This window comes from Chelativorans sp. M5D2P16 (genome assembly GCF_034427935.1).
Classification (GTDB): domain Bacteria; phylum Pseudomonadota; class Alphaproteobacteria; order Rhizobiales; family Rhizobiaceae; genus Chelativorans.
Window position 1 is genome coordinate 283,577 of the sequence record NZ_JAXQNM010000040.1, and the last position, 18,724, is coordinate 302,300.

General features: G+C 61.0%; 16 protein-coding genes, 1 tRNA gene and 2 pseudogenes. 10 read left to right on the forward strand and 9 right to left on the reverse strand.

The window, feature by feature from the left end; genetic code table 11:
* Window positions 1–10 precede the first annotated feature (10 nt).
* On the forward strand, window positions 11–1,267 hold the full coding sequence (locus SIN08_RS21605) for a TRAP transporter large permease subunit (protein WP_322453680.1): 1,257 nt from the start codon (window positions 11–13) through the stop codon (window positions 1,265–1,267).
* Here the strand turns inward: SIN08_RS21605 and SIN08_RS21610 are convergent.
* From SIN08_RS21610 to SIN08_RS21620, 3 genes are all read right to left on the reverse strand, one after another.
* Complete coding sequence (locus tag SIN08_RS21610) at window positions 1,264–2,406, reverse strand: LysR substrate-binding domain-containing protein (protein WP_322453681.1); 1,143 nt, start codon at window positions 2,404–2,406, stop codon at window positions 1,264–1,266. The two genes, SIN08_RS21605 and SIN08_RS21610, sit on opposite strands and share 4 nt — an antisense overlap.
* Before the next feature lie 296 nt (window positions 2,407–2,702).
* Window positions 2,703–3,575 carry a LysR family transcriptional regulator gene (locus tag SIN08_RS21615; protein ID WP_322453682.1) on the reverse strand — a complete coding sequence of 291 codons (873 nt, stop codon included), beginning with the start codon at window positions 3,573–3,575 and terminating at the stop codon, window positions 2,703–2,705.
* Window positions 3,575–4,585, reverse strand: a complete 1,011-nt coding sequence (locus SIN08_RS21620; protein WP_322453683.1) for a phosphonate dehydrogenase — start codon at window positions 4,583–4,585, stop codon at window positions 3,575–3,577. The genes SIN08_RS21615 and SIN08_RS21620 overlap by 1 nt, the downstream gene beginning before the upstream one ends.
* Window positions 4,586–4,917: 332 nt before the next feature.
* Between SIN08_RS21620 and phnC the strand changes: the two genes are divergently transcribed.
* Genes phnC through phnE form a run of 3 tightly spaced genes read left to right on the forward strand, consistent with a single transcriptional unit; the run spans window position 4,918 to window position 7,392 of the window.
* Window positions 4,918–5,679, forward strand: a complete 762-nt coding sequence (gene phnC, locus SIN08_RS21625; RefSeq protein WP_322453684.1) for a phosphonate ABC transporter ATP-binding protein — start codon at window positions 4,918–4,920, stop codon at window positions 5,677–5,679.
* A gap of 30 nt (window positions 5,680–5,709) precedes the next feature.
* Window positions 5,710–6,585, forward strand: a complete 876-nt coding sequence (gene phnD, locus SIN08_RS21630) for a phosphate/phosphite/phosphonate ABC transporter substrate-binding protein (RefSeq protein WP_322453685.1) — start codon at window positions 5,710–5,712, stop codon at window positions 6,583–6,585.
* Window positions 6,586–6,588: 3 nt separating this feature from the next.
* On the forward strand, window positions 6,589–7,392 hold the full coding sequence (gene phnE, locus SIN08_RS21635) for a phosphonate ABC transporter, permease protein PhnE (protein ID WP_322453686.1): 804 nt from the start codon (window positions 6,589–6,591) through the stop codon (window positions 7,390–7,392).
* Between the two features lie 821 nt (window positions 7,393–8,213).
* Here phnE and SIN08_RS21640 read toward each other — a convergent pair.
* Entirely contained in the window at window positions 8,214–8,639 is a 426-nt protein-coding gene (locus tag SIN08_RS21640; RefSeq protein WP_322453687.1) for a hypothetical protein, read from the reverse strand.
* Window positions 8,640–8,856: 217 nt separating this feature from the next.
* Entirely contained in the window at window positions 8,857–9,420 is a 564-nt protein-coding gene (locus tag SIN08_RS21645; protein ID WP_322453688.1) for a hypothetical protein, read from the reverse strand.
* 445 nt (window positions 9,421–9,865) lie between these two features.
* On the opposite strand from SIN08_RS21645, the pseudogene SIN08_RS23700 reads away from it, so the two are divergent.
* Window positions 9,866–10,081: pseudogene (locus tag SIN08_RS23700) on the forward strand (DUF6527 family protein); the annotation flags it as partial.
* Window positions 10,082–10,242: 161 nt separating this feature from the next.
* Here SIN08_RS23700 and SIN08_RS21650 read toward each other — a convergent pair.
* The 3 genes from SIN08_RS21650 to SIN08_RS21660 form a co-directional block, all read right to left on the reverse strand.
* Window positions 10,243–11,064 (reverse strand): DUF3883 domain-containing protein, encoded by an 822-nt coding sequence (locus SIN08_RS21650; RefSeq protein WP_322453689.1) that lies wholly within the window; start codon window positions 11,062–11,064, stop codon window positions 10,243–10,245.
* Window positions 11,061–12,599, reverse strand: coding sequence for a DEAD/DEAH box helicase (locus SIN08_RS21655; RefSeq protein WP_322453690.1), 1,539 nt, complete (start codon window positions 12,597–12,599; stop codon window positions 11,061–11,063). Before SIN08_RS21655 ends, SIN08_RS21650 begins: the two co-directional genes overlap by 4 nt.
* Before the next feature lie 316 nt (window positions 12,600–12,915).
* Window positions 12,916–14,124: a DNA methyltransferase gene (locus tag SIN08_RS21660; protein WP_322453691.1), complete on the reverse strand. Its 1,209-nt coding sequence runs from the start codon at window positions 14,122–14,124 to the stop codon at window positions 12,916–12,918.
* A gap of 487 nt (window positions 14,125–14,611) precedes the next feature.
* Between SIN08_RS21660 and SIN08_RS21665 the strand changes: the two genes are divergently transcribed.
* The 3 genes and pseudogenes from SIN08_RS21665 (at window position 14,612) to SIN08_RS21675 (ending at window position 16,120) form a co-directional block, all read left to right on the forward strand.
* A complete protein-coding gene (locus SIN08_RS21665; protein WP_322453692.1) occupies window positions 14,612–15,052 on the forward strand; it encodes a DUF2924 domain-containing protein in 441 nt (146 codons plus the stop codon).
* Window positions 15,049–15,461: pseudogene (locus SIN08_RS21670) on the forward strand (recombinase family protein); the annotation flags it as partial. The gene SIN08_RS21665 and the pseudogene SIN08_RS21670, both read left to right, overlap by 4 nt.
* Before the next feature lie 59 nt (window positions 15,462–15,520).
* On the forward strand, window positions 15,521–16,120 hold the full coding sequence (locus SIN08_RS21675; protein WP_322453725.1) for a hypothetical protein: 600 nt from the start codon (window positions 15,521–15,523) through the stop codon (window positions 16,118–16,120).
* Between the two features lie 247 nt (window positions 16,121–16,367).
* On the opposite strand, the gene SIN08_RS21680 is transcribed toward SIN08_RS21675, so the two are convergent.
* Window positions 16,368–16,441, reverse strand: a tRNA-Gln gene (locus tag SIN08_RS21680).
* Window positions 16,442–16,697: 256 nt separating this feature from the next.
* Between SIN08_RS21680 and SIN08_RS21685 the strand changes: the two genes are divergently transcribed.
* Entirely contained in the window at window positions 16,698–18,026 is a 1,329-nt protein-coding gene (locus SIN08_RS21685; protein WP_416208116.1) for a Ppx/GppA phosphatase family protein, read from the forward strand.
* The gene (locus SIN08_RS21690) at window positions 18,023–18,724 is read left to right on the forward strand and encodes an RlmE family RNA methyltransferase (protein ID WP_322453694.1); all 702 of its coding nucleotides are present in this window, start codon (window positions 18,023–18,025) and stop codon (window positions 18,722–18,724) included. Before SIN08_RS21685 ends, SIN08_RS21690 begins: the two co-directional genes overlap by 4 nt.

Consider the following 18,724-nt stretch of genomic DNA (forward strand, 5'->3'; position numbering starts at 1 on the left):
GGACCGTCAAATGACCGCTCCCCTGATCGGGATATTTCTCGTGTTGCTGGCCATCGCCGTACCGGTCGCCCACGCCATGCTCGGCGGCGTTGCAGCAGCGCTCTGGCTCGACGGGAAGCCGATGGCGGTGATCGCTCAGCGGCTGTACACGCCGACACAGAGCTTCCCGATGCTTGCCATCCCATTCTTCATCATGGCCGGAAGCCTTATGATGTCAGGCCGTTTCGGTGTATATCTCGTCAACATCGCACGGCTGCTGGTGGGCAATTTCAAGGGCGGCCTGGGCCAAGTTTCGATCATAGGGTCCGTTATGTTTGGCGGCGTCTCCGGCTCGGCTGTGGCCGATGCCTCCGCGCTCGGCAACGCCCTAATTCCAGTACAGAAGCGCGAAGGTTACCCTGCTGGGTTCTCCGCAGCCATCAACTCGGCGTCCTCGACTGTTTCCGTCCTCATTCCACCGTCGATCCCACTCATTCTCTACGGCCTCGTCTCCAACGTCTCGATCGTCGATCTGTTCGTGGCGGGGATCCTTCCCGGCGTTCTGCTTGGCACTGGCATGTTCTTCTCGGTCTGGCTCCTGGCTCATCGTCTGAACTTGCCGCGCTCGCCCCTGACCGGGGGCATTCGCGTGTTCCGCAGCCAAATCATCTCGGCCATTCCCGCCCTTCTGATGCCGGTCTTTGTCATCGGCACGCTACGCTTCGGCGTGGCAACGCCGACCGAGGTGAGCGTCATGGCCGTTGCCTATTCCTTGCTCGTCAGCGGTCTCGTTTATCGCGATCTGACGTGGCGCAGGATCTGGCAGGCAGCGATCGAGACGGCCGTGATGACGGGGGCGGTGATGTTCATCATCATGGCATCCTCGACGATCCAGTGGGTGCTGACAGCGGAGCAGGTGCCGACCAGACTTGCGGAGTGGGTAACCGGTGCCTTTGCCGATCCATGGATGGTGATACTCGCGCTGAACGTAGTGATGCTGATTGTCGGGGCATTCCTCGATCTGCCGGCGGCTGTTCTCCTGCTGGGACCGCTCTTCGTGACAATCGGGCAGGCAATCGGGATCGATCTCGTGCAACTCGGCCTGATGATGGTCGTGAACTTGTCGATCGGTCTTTACACGCCCCCGGTCGGCACCACGCTCTTCATTTCCGCCGGCATCGCGCGTGCGGGGATCGGCGAGACGGTAAAGGCGCTCATGCCTTTCTACCTCGTGGCACTGCTCGTTCTGCTGCTGATCTCTTACGTTCCATTCCTGACCATTTATTAGAAAACCCACGGCTCGACCTCAATGAGGTCGGGCCCGGAAATCGTGCGAATACGGCACCCTGCGCTGTTCAGGAAATCCTTTGCCTGGACCTCGTGGGTACTGCACGTCTGCGAAATCCAGTCGGCAAAGCGCTTCACGATTCGTCGATTGAAATGGCGTGGTGGGCAAACCAGCCAATAGGCAAAGAAGCTGATTACATCAAACGACGGGCTGAAAGGCACGAGATCCCCGCGCTCCAAATCCGGCAGACAAAGCATGACGTTCTCGAGGGCGACCCCGCCGCCCTGTTTTGCCAGCTCTATCGACATCGAAGATCGATCGAACCGGAAAGGATAGCTGAGCTCCGGGAGGGTTACCCGATGTTCGGCCAACCAGAGGTCCCAACGGAAAAGCTGCTTTGCGCTGTCAATCAATCGCGCATGTCCGAGTTGTTCGACTGGGTTGTCGGAATATTGCTGCAACTGGCTCAAGTAGGCAGGGCTGCACATCGGCATGACATAGTCCGACATGATGCAGGTTACCGAAAGCCCGGACCAGCCTCCAAGACCATAGCGAAGGTCGAAGTCCACCGCCTCCGTATCGAAGGCCGAGAAATCGGGCGTGGCATCCACGCGGATGTTCCATTCGGGATTGTCTGCCGAGAAACGGTCGATCCGCGGACCGAGCCAGCGAACCCCAAAGCTCGGGCTGACCCGGATCGTCAGTCCGCGGGCGTGGCGTTGGCGAGATATGGCATTCCGGGCATTACGAAGAGCGCTGAAGGCCTGCGTTGTCGTCTGAAACAAGCGATCGCCGTCCAGTGTCAACACCAACTGCCGCTTTTCGCGCCGAAACAGTTTGACGCCAAACTGCGTTTCCAGCGCGCGAAGCTGCTGACTCACGGCCGAAGCCGAGATTCCGAGATCCTCCGCCGCCTTGCTCACCGAGCCGAGACGGGCAACCGCCTCGAAGTACTCGGTGGCCTTGAGATTTATATCCCGCATTTGGCAGTTTCCCAGCTGCTTATATGAAGACACGCTAAATGAATTATGCAGTTTCTTAAAGTGATCTGGCCTCAAAATGGCCGTGGTGCCGCTGCTGCGTGAAAATCCCGAAGTTCGTTGAAAGAGCTTCTTCCAGTCCGTGCCGAAACTGATCATGCTCGGCGCATGATGCGTCTGACGAGGATTATGACGGCTGCGCCGTAGAGGGCGGCGGAGATTACCGGATCGGATCTGCTCCCGAACAGCGGACCTTCATCCGAATCGCCATGGACTATCAGAGGCCTGCGGAAGCGAAGCCGGCCGGACTACGTGCGTATACCCGAGTAAAATCGACCATCGGCAAAAATGCTGTCGCCCATGTGACGTTTTCCAATGCGCAGATCATGCTGCCGCGGTGCAGAAATCCAGATCGTGCCGGCAGGCTCGCCCTGTGCTCCGCCTCATCACCGGTCTCACGAGGCCAGTTGCATCAGGGTAGCCGTGAAACGGCGCGACATCGCTGTCGGCGGCGCATCGGCGGGGGTGATGACGAAGAGCTGGCGCTCCATCGAGACTCCTTCGAGAGTGAGGGCGACGAGGCTGCCCGAGGCGACTTCGTCGCGAACGGCACTTGCAAGTACGATGGAGATGCCAAGGCCCGCGGCGACCGCCCGTTTCACGGCCTCCGTGCTGCCGAGTTGCTGCGTCACATTCATTCGATCCACTAGACTTCTCAACTCCGAGCGCAACAATCGTCCCGTACCCGTTCCGGGCTCGCCTCCCAATACAGGTTCGGTGACGAATTCTTCCGCAGAGATTGAGCGTCTTCGGCTCCAGCGGTGGTCGGGCGCCACAATCACCACCATCGGATCGCGCCGCCAGGGTGCCGCCTCGCAGCCCGAACGGGGCTCCCACCACTCCGTCACGGCGACATCGATCTCTCCGCTCTCGAGCCGCGCGATCGTCTCGGGGTTGGTGCCGATGCGCAGCCGCACGGGAAGCGCTTTGGGATCCTCCTGTTCAAAGCGGCGGATATAGGGCGGCAGCAGGTAAATGCCCGGATTGGAGGCAGCCCCGACAGCGATGGGATGGCGATGAACCGCCTGAATCGAGCGTTCCGCGCCCTCGATGAGGCGCCGGGCGAACGGGAGGAAGGCCGCCCCCCGCGCCGTTGGGGAAGCATTGCGATGGGCACGATGAACGAGTGTCACGCCGAGGCTCTCCTCGAGCTTGCGCAACTGCTGGCTCACCGTCGGCTGGGAGGCACCGAGGCGGCGGGCCGCTTCATGGAAGCCGCCTGAATCCACGATGGCGAGGAACGCTTGGACATGCGTCAAGTTGAGCATCAGGCGGTTCTCTCCATGGATTTGTGCGGATCGAGGATCATTCCGTGCATCCGCCCGCCATCGAGGAAGCGCAGGATGTCGTCGGCGGCGGCGAGTGCGATGTCGCGGCGCACGCTGTCGACGGCCGAGCCCAGATGGGGCGTCAGCACGGTGCGGGGATGGGCGCGCAGCCGTGACTCGACATCGCAGCGGCGGTCCGGCCGCGCCCAGTCCTCCATTTCGAAAACGTCAGCCGCGTAGCCACCGAGAGTGCCGGCCTCGAGCGCATCGGCGACGGCCGCTTCGTTGACGAGGGAGCCGCGGGCCGGATTGACGAGCATTGCGCCGGGTTTCATTGCCGCCAGTGCAACCGCATCGATCAGATGGAGCGAGTCGGGAACGAGTGGCAGCGCCAGGACCACATAGTCGCACTCCCGCAGGAGCGGTGACAGGTCTCGTCGTCCCAGGCAGAGCGCATCCTCCTTTCCTGGCGAAAGCGGACGCGCATCGCAGTAGAGGAGCCGGCACCGGAAGGCGCGCAGCCGATATGCGATCGCCTGGCCGACGGCGCCCATACCGATGATCCCGACGGTGGCACCGTCCAGGCCAGTGCCGTAGAGGATCGGCCGCCAGCCCGTGAAGGAACCGCCACGAACAAGCCGGTCGCCTTCCACGATGTTGCGGCCGAGGGCGATCATGAGGCCGATGGTGAGCTCCGCCGTCGGCGCGGTCAGCAGGTCCGGGACGATGCTGACGGCCACGCCACGCCGCCGACACGCCGCCAGGTCGAAATTGTCGGCCCCCTTCAAGGCGCAGGCGATGACCTTGAGGTCCGGGCATTGCTCGAGGAATTCTTCATCGACGTGATCGGTCATGAAAGCGACCATCGCGTCGGCGTCTCGCGCCCGGGTCAGAAGCTCTTCGCGCGACCACGGCTGGCGCGCCTGGTTCGCTTCCACCGCGCCTCTCGTCTCGAGCCGGTCGAGCACCTCCCGATGTACCCAGTTGGTGACGATGGTCTTGCGTGCCACGTTCGATACCTCCTCGAATGGTCGGCAGGCCAGCCGGTCAGCTACGAGGCCATTCGGCTCTCTATGCTTCGCGTTTGATAATCATCGTCGTATATCAATCGTGTAAGCCAATCAATATGGAAATCAAGCGCGGAACAATCCTCAGAAGAGAGATCCATTTTTAGGCAGGAACTTTTCCGGATGTCGTTCATACAGGCGTCATCTTGCGCTGCTAGGAAGCCATCAATCGATAAGGCTTTATAATTGGAAATAGAAATCAAATAGCAATGCTGACTCTCCGGGGAGTGGTCCGCCGTTGTGCTTGCCATCCCTTGCCAGCACAGGAGAAGCAAATGATTCGCGTCGAAAGTCTGTCGCTCGCTTATCCGAACGGGGTGACGGCATTGCACGACACCGATCTGGAGGTGGCTGCAGGTCGATTCCTCGTGCTGCTGGGTCCTTCCGGTGCAGGAAAGTCCAGCCTCCTGCGTTGCCTCAACGGATTGGTGCGCCCAACGCACGGTGATGTTCAGTGCGGCGATGCGGGCTCGATCTTTTCGTCACGGGCACGCCTGCGCGCACATCGGCGCACCACGGGCATGGTTTTTCAGCATCATCATCTGATCGGACGGATGACGGCCCTGGCCAATGTGCTAACGGCCCGGTTATCGCGGCATCCGGTCTTGCGGACGCTGTTGCCACTGCCGCGATCCGACCGGCTTGTGGCTCTGGAGGCACTGGACCGCGTCGGCCTTCTCGACCGGGCGCTCGATCGGGCCGACCAACTGTCCGGCGGGCAGCAGCAACGCGTCGGCATCGCGCGTGCGATGACGCAGGAGCCCAGCCTGATACTTGCCGACGAACCCGTGGCGAGCCTCGACCCCGCCACTGCGGAGCGCGTGCTCTCGGATCTGCACAGAATTTGCAGCGAGGACGGGATCACCGCCGTGGTGAGCCTGCACCAAGTGGAATTCGCCCGCCGCTTTGCGGACGAGATCATCGGGCTTTCCGCCGGACGCGTCGTGTTTCGCGGGACCCCGAAAACGCTCACACCTCATGCGCTCGACGCAATCTATGGCCGCTTGCCTGCGGATTTGCCCGCTGCCGCCGCATAACCATTCAAACCGATCGATCAGGAGATCGCCATGCTGCCTACCCGACGCCACGTCCTCGCCGCTCTCGTTGCCTCGAGCTTCGCCACCGCTCTGCCTGCCGCGGCGTCGGACCGCGCCGACCCGCAGACCCTGCGCGTGGCGCTCCTGCCTGACGAGAACGCTGCAACCATCATCCAGAACGCGCAGCCCCTGAAGGAGTTTCTCGCTGAGCGCCTGGGCAGGGACGTCGAAATCCTCGTGACGACCGACTATTCTTCCATGATCGAAGCGATGCGTTTCGGGCGCATCGAGGTCGGGTATTTTGGCCCGCTCTCCTACGTCATGGCCAAGTCGCGTGCGCCCGAAATCGAGCCCTTCGGCGTGGGCGTGGTCGATGGTTCACCGACCTACCGCTCAATCCTGATCGCGAATGCCGAGGGTCCGGTAAAGGGCTACGAGGATATTCGCGGCAAGCCCTTTGCGTTTGGCGATCAGGCGTCGACTTCGAGCCACCTGGCACCGCGCACGGTGCTGGCCAAGGCTGGGCTCAAGGGCGATTCAGACTACAAGGTCGTGCATTTGGGCAAGCACGACGCCGTAGCGCGGGCAGTGGCTGCTGGCCAGGTGCCTGCCGGCGGCCTGTCGGAATCGATTTACGAGGTTCTGGTCGAGCGGGGCAAGGTCGATGCTTCCAAAATTCGCGTGCTGGGCTACAGCGATCCGCTGCCGAACTATCCCCTCACCATGCAAGGCTACCTCGTCCCGGAGTTGAAGGAGGCGATCAGGTCGGCCTTCCTGGATATCGACAATCCCGAGATTCTCGAGCTGTTTCGGGTGGAGCGGCTCGATCCGACCGATGACGCTGCTTATGACGTGCTGCGCGAGATGGCCGAAATTCTCGAGATCAATCTGGCAAAGGCGAACTGAGCCATGTCGACGGAAGAGATCTACGCCGGCATCCTGGCGGAAGAGCGCCGCGCCGCCCGCTGGGCGGCCGCGCTGGCCGCTTTGATCGTTACCGTGTGCATCGGAGCGCTTTGGATCACCGGTTTCTTCGACCTCGCACGCCTGCGGGATGGCGGTCCGGCGATCGCCCAGCTTTTCGACGAGATGGTGCCACCGGATTTCTCCCGCTGGCAGAGCTGGATGCGCCCGCTGATCGACACCCTTGCCATGTCGATCGCTGGAACCGCCTTTGCGGTGGTGTTCTCGCTTCCACTCGCTCTGCTGGCGGCGCCGAACACCGCCCCGAATGCGGTAATCTACCAGGGCGCGCGATTGGTCCTTTCCTTCCTCAGATCCGTGCCTGAAATCATCATGGGCGTGCTTTTCGTCGCCGCTGTCGGCTTCGGAGCACTTCCAGGGGTGCTTGCGCTGGGGCTTCACTCAGTCGGTATGGTCGGCAAGTTCTACGCCGAGGCCATCGAACACGTGGACCCGAAACCGATCGAGGCGGCCCGGGCGGCCGGATGCGGGCCGATGGGCGTCATCCTGCATGCCGTTCTGCCGCAGGTGCTGCCGCAGCTCGCCGACATCACGATCTACCGCTGGGAATATCATTTCCGCGCCTCGGCCGTGCTGGGTATCGTCGGTGCTGGTGGGATCGGCTTCGAACTGATGGCGGCGCTGCGTCTGTTGGCCTACGATCAGGTCTCGGCGATTCTCCTTGCGATCCTGTTCTGTGTTGTCCTGGTCGACGGGTTGGGCGCCACGCTCCGAAGTGCACTAAGGTGATCGTAGCGCGTATGAGCTTCTCCATCTGAGAAGGCTGTTCAACTGACAACCCCGTCACGGGCATCAGGAACCCTTTAACTCACCCGTGGCCTCGGCGGCAGCGCCGTCCACTCTTGGCGGGCAACAGGGACAGCTCGGATAAACAGAGATCGGCGCGAAGCGGAGACGCTTTTGTGTACGCTACTCTTCGCTGGAACACTCCCGCCCTTTGAAGCGGCTTGACATCAATCCCGAAAGTGGGCAGCGGATGGGACCGCGTGTCAGAAATGGAGAACGCCAACTCTGCGGGAGTACGATACGTATGGGAACGGCAACAGGACGGCAGCGAAAACCGCCGCCGAATTATGCTATCGTCGCCATTTACCCGCTCGCCCACTCTATCGTTGATACGTCGTATTCTGGCGCGCCACCGGATACTTCCGGCATCGCCTGAATCACTCGCACTCTATTATTGATAACTACCTAAATGCGTTGAAATATAACGAGAAAAAATTTTTCGACAAAAATTCACCGTCGAGCATCCCGTCAAAAATTCGGGCTTTTCAAATAATTGTATTTTTCGGGGTAACGCGAAAAACCGTGGTTTCGGGGACTATCGTCTACCGACGGAGCCTCGAATGCTTTGTGACGGTACACATGCATTCGCCGTTTCTGCGCTATAGTTCTACTGGCACCAGAACGCCTTGACGTCTACTGCCACCCGCGCAGGATTGGATCGTAGATCAAATCCCTCCCCCCTCAACCAACGATTCTTGCGGCTCGCAGAAAGCGAAATACCGCGGTTGGCGGCATAAGGCGATTCTGTTGCGAAAAAAAGCGTCTCACGCACCGCCGTCGAAATGCAAACTAACGGTATCCTGCAGCTTGCCCAGGGTGCCGTCTTTGCGAAAGCGTGTACCGCTCACAACAAAGATGATATTCTCGTCACTGCCGTAGAGCGTAACACCGCTGACGGAAAGGCGGAGTAGCCGTCCACCACTGTCGGCCGTCACGATGTCTCCGACTTCAATTCCGAGGATTGATTGGGCCAACGCGGAGCGTTCGGCTTCCAGTTCCGTCTCCCAGCGCTCCAATTCATCTTCCAGGCGCCGCCAAGCCTCTCGTGTCGACCGAAAAGGTCGGTCGTTCCCAAACCATATCCGATCCGCAACCGCGAGCCTCTCATCGGGGACTTCCCGTTCGATCGCATAGGCCGCGTCGGACAACATGAACCCGGTCAGCCTCGAGAAGAGCACGAAGGCGCTCACGATAGGGAGCCACGGCAGCCCTCGAAATCACGGGCGACAACGGGACCTCCCGCACGGGCAAGTAGTCGTTCGGCATGATCTCCTGCAGCTTCAGCCTACCGGTCACGATGCGTTCCGGAGGATCCTCTTCGCGCCATGCTTTGCGTATGCATTCCACCCAGATTTCGGATGCCGAGACGCACAATGTGCTTTCCAGAAATAGATGCGAGCCGGCAGCTTAGACGTGATGGGCGGACCAGGCATGATCCGCAGCCATCAGCGGCATGACGACGTGACGCAGCTTCTGTTCTCGAACGATGCGAACGAGAGATGCGATCCGTTCCTGCAAGGGTGCGGTCAAGCGCACAAGAACAGCGGGGCCGCTTGCCGTGTACCAGTTCTTCCTGCGCTCGCTCTCGAACATCAAGAGCTGTGGCCGCGCCACCGGCAACAGCTTTTCGACAAGCTTCGCCGCGCTGTTCTGAACCGAATGGCGCCACCGCGCGGTTACTTTCCTCTCCTTGACCCACTCATGCCCACGGCTCTGGATGAGGAGCAGGATTTGAGCGGCGATGTCCGGAGTAAGATCGGGTAACCTGCCTCCGCGTACCTCAGCCGCACCCACGTCGATACCACGACGCTCCAGGTCCGAAAGAGCAGCCTGATAGAATTGTTGCTGGAGCTTTGACAGCAATCCTGCGGCTTTGATCCGGGCGGCATCGCGGCGCTTGCGGTCAATTTCCTCCCGAAACGCGGCAAGCGGCGGCGTCGCGGAGTCTGCCCCGACCGCACTCTCGCCCAATATCCACGCGGTGGTTTTGGAACCTGCAAACGCGCGCACATCTTGCCGATTGCGACGTCGGATACACCAAGCTCCTTTGCCACCTCCTGTGTCGGTTTCTCCCAAACCAGCGCAAAGAGCTCCTCGCGGGAAAGGTCTCGCCTAGCCATCGGAAATTCAACTCAGGTCAAAAAGATCTCACACGACAATCTCCAAAATCGAGCCTCGGACTGACTGCCCCTGCTGTGCGCTGTCCGAGACCCTTGGTCGCGCCGACATGCAACTGTTCCTGGACATGGTAACCTAACATGAAACACTGTATCTCACGGCTTCTGCGCCATCTCTGGTTGTTGCGCTTTGTCTTTTTGATCGACCGCAGTCCGTCCTTGCCGGACAAGTCATCAATCGTAAACGAAAGCCTCACACTCGTGGAAAGTGGAGGTGTCAAGAATGAGCCTGCCTCAGATGCCCGGGCGGCTGCGGAGAGGTCATCAATCTGTCCTTGAATCCCAGCCAGCGGCTGCGCTGGATTGTCTCGGAAGACTTCTGTGCGCGGCCATCAATCCACCCGTCGGTGCATCAGCAAAACGAGTGCCGGTGTCATTTCTGGATCAAACAGGGCCGTGTCCATTGGTGTAAGGATGGACTTCCTCGGACTCAAATCCACGGGCGGCAGCATTGAGCGTATTGCAATCGGAGCTTCGGAATTGAATGTCCGCTTTCGATCATCCGTCACTCGTGTTTTGTTTAGGCAGCGAAGGTCCGCCTCCGCCCGTCTCAGACCTTCGATCAGGCCGCGGGGGAACCATATCCGAACCTGGACAATAGACGGGACAGCTTCTGCTATAGGACGACAGCAACATTCTCCCAACGACCATTGCCCTGATCCGTTGGTATATGCTTAGCCATATCCTCTACGCGAAGCTCCTTGAGTTCCTCGGTTTCCAAATTCCAAATATGGAAAGCACTTTCAGCCTTGTGCTTCTCGGCAAAATCCCATTCATTCCGCGTAAGGAGGAAGTGTGTCGGTGAATAGACACATGCCTTCACCTCAATGCACTTGTTTTGCAAATCGTCGCTTCCAAGTCGATCAAACGAGAGCACATCGTATCCTTTGCTATTATCATCCAGAGCAACCCATTTAGGATCCTGTGGGATGCCCTCGGCGTTTAGCCGCTTGCTTTCATATTCTATGGTCCGCCTCTCACCCTCACGTCCGATCTCCAATTTGCGTCGCTCTTCTGCCGCTCGGGAGACCGCGGCAAGCGTATCCCACCACTTTGCAACATCTTCATCCGCGGGCTCTACCAAGAGCCCTGCTGCCTCCAGACACTGCCATTGATCATCACCAACAACGGAGAGCACCCTCCGGCGCCCTAGGTGAGCGGTTCGCGCCCAGAACGGACGCAGTCGAAGTGCGAGCTGTAGCAGGGTGGCGCGGACTTGTGTCCTGCGATCGCCATCGATGACGATTGCATCCCAGCCGGCCGTATTCCCGAGTTCTAGGGCCCGAGTATAATCAAGGCTCGCGTATCCAGCAGGACCGTTCCGTAGCTGCCTTACCGCGATCTCGGTCGTACATTCGGGGTAGCTGCGTTTATGCGCACAGACGGCGAGTGCGCCATCGATTACACTCATCCGGAAATAGGCATCGATGGAGTTCACAGCACCTCGTCCTCTGTAAGCTCAGGTGCCTCGCCTGACAACTCGTCGATCACGTCTCGTAGATCGTCGAGCGTAATATCGTAATCTATGGGCTCATCACCCTCTTCTTCATCAAGCGCAAGACGCTGAAGATCAAAATCATCGAGCGCCGACGACATCGTTCGTAGCTTGTCGATCAATCGCCTGCGTACGGAGAAGTCGACGGAGCCTGTGATCCGTGGGGTAACGCTTTCGAGGATGTAGATATGGGTCTCCGTCCCTTCGGGTAGGCCTAGACGGTGAATCCGGTCGACAGACTGAAGATAGTGAGCGGCATTGAACGAACGGTCTATATAGATTGCGTGGTGACATGCTCGATGGAGGCTTATGCCCTCTGAGCACGCAGCGGGATTGGCGACGAGAACTCGGCACCCGCTGGAATCCTCATGGAAGAGCCGGATGCGCCCCTCTCTTGTACTCGGATCGTCACTGTCCCCGGTATCTACCCCGCCGTGGATGTATGTGGCGCCCAAGTCCGACAACGCCTCGGAGATACGCTCTACATTCTCAGTGAAGCTCGTCCAGATAACAGACCGCTGGCCCTGATCGGCGAGTTCGCGGGCAAGCTCGCATGCCCTACGGATTTTCGCCGAGTCACCTTCCTCGACAATACTCGTGAAAATCGCCTCAATCTTGGGATCATCGTACCGGTAGGTATCCGGGGCCTCCTGAGTAAGCCGCCGCACGACCAACAACGGGTTAGATGCAGCGGACGTTAAATCCACATTGGCCGACGCCTTGATGCCGGTTAGCCGCTTGAGAACCTCTTCACGAATTATGGCGTATAGCGCCATCTGCGGCGGAGACATTGGAACCTGAACGAAGTGCCGCGAAATCGGGGGCAAGTCGAGCTCGTGCTTGGTCGTTCGAACGTACAGGCCTTTGAGAACAGTATGCGGGTGCGGTGCTGATGCCGCCCTCAGACCGATACCCTGCCCCGGCCAAAGAAAGTCGAGCTGTAACTTGATATCTTCGATTGATCGGGGAATTGGCGTGCCGCTCAAAATGTCTTTACGAGCCGGCAGATGCGCAATGCGTAACAGACTCAATCCGCGCTGGGAGCGGTCCCCAGCTTTCATCCGATGGCTTTCGTCGAGAATGATGTGTGTCTTGCGCGTGCTGAGCAAACGCGCGACCTGATCCTGGACCCTCGTCAACTGATCATAGCTAATCAGCATCCTCTTCGGCGGGTCGCGAAGCTGCTCGCGAATGGCGTCATAACCGCCTGTCAGCCGAACCGGATACCACTCTTCGGCCAGCTCGTCCGCCAAGCAATCATCGACGACTTCATTCCACGCGGGGAAAGCATTCTTCGGCGCAATAATCAGGAGATGAGTGTCATCTTCGCACGTAAGCATGTGCGTTGCGAGGGCGACGGTTGTCTTTCCCGCGCCAGGAACAGAAAAATTGGCACCGTTCGCGAGTGTCGCCATTCCGGCAACGTCGCGAAGCTGCTCAGCGGTAAGTTTGCGCTTTACGAAACCGAGAGTCTCCAACCTTTCCTGCACCGCATCGGGGTCAATATCGATCCCGCCCCTATGCGAAGATATTGCGCGTCTTTCATCCCGGTACTTGCGCAGATAAGACTTTGCTGGAGCGTTATAATTTACGGAAAACTCAAAGGTCTCCCGAAGTGAAGCAATCACGGGGGGCAAGCTTAATACGGTAGTCCACTCGACCTCAATCGACCACCCAAGGAAGGTTGCGTCCGCCTGATCGCGTTGAGTTGGGCGCGAATACCGCTATAGGTCGACGGATCTGCGTCGGTAAGATCAACACCGGCCAGAAGAGTATGGGCCCTGGTGATGTGCTTCAGAGCGACCAGAGGGGATCGATCTCCACCAAGCGTGCCGCACGGCCGCATTGATCAGCTGCAATCAATGTCGAGCCAGATCCGCCGAATATATCGAGGACGAGATTGCCGCGCCAGGAGCAGTCGCGGATCGCGTCGGCAACCAGGACGACCGGCTTGACCGTGGGATGCATGGCCAGCTCCTCATCCCGCGTTGCACCGAGCGAACTGATACCCGGATAATCCCAGACATTGGTGCTATAGCGGCCGCTGTCGCCGAGGCCGAAATTGTTGATATGCGCTGCCCCACCCTTCTTGAACACGAAGACGAGCTCGTGCTTGGAGCGGTAGAACGATCCCATGCCGCCATTGGTCTTGTTCCAGACGCAGAGATTCTTCAACTCGTCGAAGACGGCATGGCCCGCCTCCAGCAGCTCGCGCATGTGCCGCCAATCCATGCACACATAGGCGATCGCGCCGCCCTTGAGGTGGGCTACCGCGGTCTCGAGCGACCGGCGCAGGAACGCGGTGAAAGCCGCTTCGTCCATCTCGCCCGAAGCCAGGGCGAACTCGCGATGCCTGATGCGGCCAAGCCCGCTGACATGGCCGTTGATCGGCACATTATAGGGTGGATCGGTGAACATCATCGTCGCGCATTCACCACCAAGAAGGCGCCCGACCTCGTCTGCCGATCGCGCATCGGCACATAAGAGGCGATGCGGACCGAGCTGCCATATGTCCCCTTTTCTTGTCACCGCCGGCCCTTCCGCGACGGGCTCGGGCGCATCGAGACGAGGATCAGGCCCGCGCTTCTCGGCGGCTTCGCCGTCAATGATCAGGTCGATCTCGGTGGTCGAAAAGCCCAGCACCTCGATGTCGAAATCGAGATCGATGAGGCCCTGCATTTCGACGGCGAGCAGCTCGCGGTCCCAGCCGGCATTCTCCGCCAGCTTGTTGTCGGCCAGAATGTAGGCACGGATCTCCTCGCGCGACAGATGCGACAGCTTGCGAACCGGGACCTCCGTCAGGCCAATCAGCCTGGCCGCTTCGACCCGCCCATGGCCCGCAACGATCGTATGGTCGTCGGACACGAGAACCGGATTGCAGAAGCCGAAGCGCCTGATGCTGTCGGCGATCTGCCTGATCTGTTTCTTGGAATGCGTGCGTGCGTTGTTGGCGTAGGGGGTGAGCCTGTCGATCGGGCACAGCTCTTCGCTTGGCGAATGCATGGGCAATCTCCATAAGGCCCGCGCGAGGCGGGAAAGCCGATGTTTGTTGGATATCCGTGACGCTTGAACTGCCGGAACGATAGCCAGGCCGAACCGCGCCCTGCAACAGTCGACCGGCAAAAAGCAAAACTGTTTCGCGCCCTGCGCGCGGGCCCTCGAACGGGCTTCAAACACCCCTCAAACGTCCTTTGAAGACCCTTCAAATTCAAAGTCTCACAAATCACTGAAAATCGGCGCAAATCTTGGAAGAAAATTCTAACGCCGCGGCGGCTTCTACCGCACGAAACCTGGCCTCGGTAGCGAAAACGGCCGAACCAGCCGGTGCTCGGCATGGGCCTGACCGCGGAAGGCAGAGCATCTGATCGCCTTGCAGCAGGAGCCAACACACGGCACCGAGGTATTGAACGTCTCAATTGTACGCGATCGCGGCCCGGCGGATCGAGCAAGCCGCCGCTCATGATGAGTCCGGCGCATGACAAGGGAATGCATGAAGCGTCTTGCATCGGACGTCGCGGTGTTCGATGCATTGAACCGTGATGAATGCATCGCGCGATGGAAACGGCAATTCGGTCGGGTACCGCCAAAATACATGTCACTCCGCTTCATGCGCCGGGCGCTGGCCCATGAGGCTCAGCTGAAGGTGCATGGCGGACATTCGTCGGCGGTCCGAAGAGCGCTCAAGACTGCCTTGAAAGAGGCACGACACGGGGTCGGCACAGCGGCAACATCGGCGAGCGCATCCTCTGTTATCTTGCGTCCGGGCACGCATCTGGTGCGCGAGTGGAACGGCCGCACCTACCGGGTCGAGGTGCTGGAAAAGGGATTTCTACTCGACGGCAAGACATATCGCTCCTTGAGCGCCGTCGCCCGCAGGATCACCGGCGCCCACTGGTCCGGACCACGCTTCTTCGGTCTGGGTTTGTCATGAGGAAGATCCGCTGTGCCATCTATACGCGCAAATCCTCCGAGGAGGGACTGGAGCCGGAGTTCAACTCGCTCCATGCCCAGCGCGAAGCCTGCGCCGCCTACATCGCCAGCCAGAAGCATGAGGGTTGGGTGCTGCTGCCGGAGCACTATGATGATGGTGGCCTGTCGGGCGGCACGCTGGTCAGGCCAGGGCTGCAACGGTTGCTGCACGATGTCGATGAAGGGCTGGTCGATCAGATTGTGGTCTACAAGTTCGACCGGCTGACCCGCTCGCTGGCCGACTTCGCCAAGCTGGTCGAGCGTCTGGATGCGGTCGAAGCTTCGTTCGTATCAGTGACGCAGTCCTTCAACACGGCGACCACATGGGCCGGCTGACCCTGAACGTGCTTCTTTCCTTCGCCCAGTTCGAGCGCGAGGTCACGGCCGAGCGCATCCGCGACAAGATCGCCGCCTCGAAGAAGAAGGGGTTGTGGATGGGCGGCAGCTGCGCGATCATATCGCCGTCGATCTCCTGCACCAGCCCTCGGCCGATGAGATCGCCCGGATCGCAAACCAACTCAATGCCGATGCATCGGGTGGTCCCGAGCGAGAGCCGGCGATGTTCCTCGCATGCATCGAGCGGGCGACCATTGCCCCTGGGCAGATCGACATCACGCTCGCGGCCGATGCCGTTGCGGGCATTCTGGGTGTTCCTGCCACGACGCTCAATGCGGAGCGGCTGCGCCTTGCCGCCTCCTTCCAATTCCGCAAGCGCGGTGTCGAAACAAAGCTCGTGATCGGGCGTGCGGCGACCAAGGCGGTCGACAAAACCCTGATCCGCAACATCGCCCGGGCGCATCGCTGTTATGATGCGATCAGGCAAGGCCGTACGATCTATGAGATCGCCGCAGCCGAAAACACCTCCAAGCCGCGCATCCTGCAACTGATCGACCTGGCCTTCCTGGCACCCGACATCGTGCAGGCGATTATCCTCGGCGATCAGCCGGTCGGGCTGACGTCGCAATGGCTGCAGCGCAATGCCCTGCCGCCTGACTGGCAGGTGCAACGGCGCCTCATCGCCACACTCTGAGAATCGCCACCCTTATAATGACCATTGCCCATCATCGGGCGCCGAGCGGCACCGACATGGCCGATGCATCGATGATGGTCCTATCCGCAAACTCTCAGCGTCCAATTGGCTGGCTGAGACGGTGGGACATTCCTGGCCCGTTTCCGAGTGAAAGCAGCGTCTCTGTTTGCCCCGCAGCCGCGCAAGCCTTTGAAATGTCGCCGAGAAGGCCACAGAAAGTAGCTATATATCGATGACTTGTGGAAGGTGGCTGGGGAACCTGGATTCGAACCAGGACTGACGGAGTCAGAGTCCGCTGTTCTACCGTTAAACTATTCCCCAATGCCGGCCAGAGCTACGGCGGCGTGGCTCCACGCTATTTATCGATCTGCATGCAATAGTCAACCCAGGCCGGTTTCATTCGCCGGCCCTGGATCCGTCGGGCCGCATCCGTGTCGGTGGTGCGGTGTGACGGTCTTGTCCGGATTCTTTCGCCTGTGCTCTTGGTCAAAACGCGCCCCGCTGCTACTGTGTCGCCAACATGGAATGTCAGACGCCTGCAGCGCCCGTTGGTGCGCGCGGCGCAGAAGGAACAGCGGTGGACGAGCACGAGCAAGGTGACGCGCCACCGGTCGCGGAACTCGTTCGCGATCACGTCTCGGCCGGGGGCGACGTGGCCGAAGAACAGGGGGAGCCCTCGCAGGCGCTCCTTTCGGGTTTCGCGGGCGATGGCCCGGCGAAGCGCAAGCGCAAACGCAGGAGAAAGCGTGGGCGCCGCCGCGTCTTTGTCCGTGACGGGGCAGAGTGCGAGACGCGTCCACAACCTCCGGCGGCTGTCCCGCCGACCGCATCCAGCGAACCGGAGACCCTGCGCCGCGGCCGCGCCTATGCGGCGCGTCTGACCTATTCCCGATCGGACGAAACCTTCTATGCCGCCCTGGATCTCGGCACGAACAACTGTCGCCTGCTCGTCGCCACGCCGGGCCGCCCGGGCTGCTTTCGGGTGGTGGATGCATTCTCCCGCATCGTGCGGCTGGGCGAAGGGCTCGCCTCGAGCGGGCGTTTGACCCAGGCGGCCATGGACCGCGCCGTCGAGGCGCTGGCGGTTTGTGCGGAGAAGCTGGGCAACCGCAGGCTCGCTGGCCTGCGCATGATCGCCACGGAGGCCTGCCGCTCGGCCGAGAACGGAGGCCATTTCATCGAACGCGTGCACAGCGAGACCGGGCTTTCGCTGGAGATCATCGATCGGCGCACCGAGGCGCGCCTCGCCGTCTCCGGCTGCAGTTCGCTGGTCACCCGCGAGACCGACGGTCTCGTCTTGTTCGATATCGGCGGCGGCTCGTCGGAGATCGCGCTCATCGACCTGTCGCGCCACCGCACGCCGCGCCTGGCGGACCATATCGTCTCCTGGACCTCGCTGCCCGTCGGCGTGGTTTCGCTCGCCGAGCGCTTCGGCGGCCGTGAAGTCACGCGCGAGCGCTTCGAGGCGATGGTGGCGCATGTATCGGCCATGCTCGAGCGCTTTGACGGGGGCGGGCGGCTGGCCCATCTCGTTTCCGGGGAGCGTTTCCACCTTCTGGGCACATCCGGCACGGTGACGACGCTGGCCGGCGTGCATCTCGGCCTGAGGCGGTATGACCGCCGGCGCGTCGACGGGCTGTGGATGGAACGCGTCAACGTCGACCGGATGATCGAGACCATCCTCGGCTGGAGCTTCGAGCAACGCAAGGCCAATCCCTGCATCGGCGCAGAGCGGGCCGATCTCGTGCTCGCCGGCTGCGCGATCCTGGAAGCCATCCGCCGCCAGTGGCCGGCCGAGCGCCTGCGGGTGGCCGACCGCGGCCTGCGCGAGGGCATGCTCAACGAGATGATGGCGCGTGACGGCGTGTGGCGGCGCCGGAAGCGCTCGAGGGTCGAAGCCGGATGAAGAAGGGGGCGAAGGCCGGCGCCGGCGCGCGTGCGCTCAGGACACGGGTGAAGAAGAAGCGCGGCCTGAAGAACTCCTCCCGCCGCTGGCTGGAGCGCCACCTGAACGACCCCTACGTCCATCGTGCCAGCGCGGAGGGCATGCGCTCGCGCGCCGCCTACAAGCTGGCGGAGATCGACGACAGGTACGGGATCCTGAAGCCCGGCATGAAGGTGATCGATCTGGGGGCCGCCCCCGGCGGCTGGTCGCAGGTGGCGGCCGAGCGCGTGCGCTCCGATCCCGAAAGCCCGAGCGTCGTGGGCATCGACTATCTGGAGATGGACCCGGTGCCGGGCGCGGCCATTCTGCAGACCGACTTTCTGGACGACGACGCGCCGGACCGGCTGATCGCGCTCCTCGGCGGCCCGCCCGATGTCGTTTTGTCCGACATGGCCGCACCGACCACCGGCCACCGCCGCACCGACCATCTGCGCACCATGCATTTGTGCGAGGCGGCGGCCGACTTCGCCGTCAACGTGCTGGCCCCCGGCGGGCACTTCCTCGCCAAAACCTTTCAGGGCGGGGCGGAGGCGGAACTGCTTTCCATGCTCAAGCGCAATTTCCGCTTCGTCCACCACGTTAAGCCACCCGCCTCGCGCAGCGAATCAGTGGAACTTTACCTGCTCGCCAGGGAGTTCAAGGGCGCCGCGCCTGCCTGA

Coding starts and splice junctions, on each gene's coding strand:
- SIN08_RS21660 (WP_322453691.1), bottom strand. CDS start 14,124: ATGCATTCGCCAAGCGAAGAGCTGTGCCCGATCGACAGGCTCACCCCC.
- SIN08_RS21610 (WP_322453681.1), bottom strand. CDS start 2,406: ATGATCAGTTTCGGCACGGACTGGAAGAAGCTCTTTCAACGAACTTCG.
- SIN08_RS21665 (WP_322453692.1), top strand. CDS start 14,612: ATGAAGCGTCTTGCATCGGACGTCGCGGTGTTCGATGCATTGAACCGT.
- SIN08_RS21690 (WP_322453694.1), top strand. CDS start 18,023: ATGAAGAAGGGGGCGAAGGCCGGCGCCGGCGCGCGTGCGCTCAGGACA.
- SIN08_RS21615 (WP_322453682.1), bottom strand. CDS start 3,575: ATGCTCAACTTGACGCATGTCCAAGCGTTCCTCGCCATCGTGGATTCA.
- phnD (WP_322453685.1), top strand. CDS start 5,710: ATGCTGCCTACCCGACGCCACGTCCTCGCCGCTCTCGTTGCCTCGAGC.
- phnE (WP_322453686.1), top strand. CDS start 6,589: ATGTCGACGGAAGAGATCTACGCCGGCATCCTGGCGGAAGAGCGCCGC.
- SIN08_RS21605 (WP_322453680.1), top strand. CDS start 11: ATGACCGCTCCCCTGATCGGGATATTTCTCGTGTTGCTGGCCATCGCC.
- phnC (WP_322453684.1), top strand. CDS start 4,918: ATGATTCGCGTCGAAAGTCTGTCGCTCGCTTATCCGAACGGGGTGACG.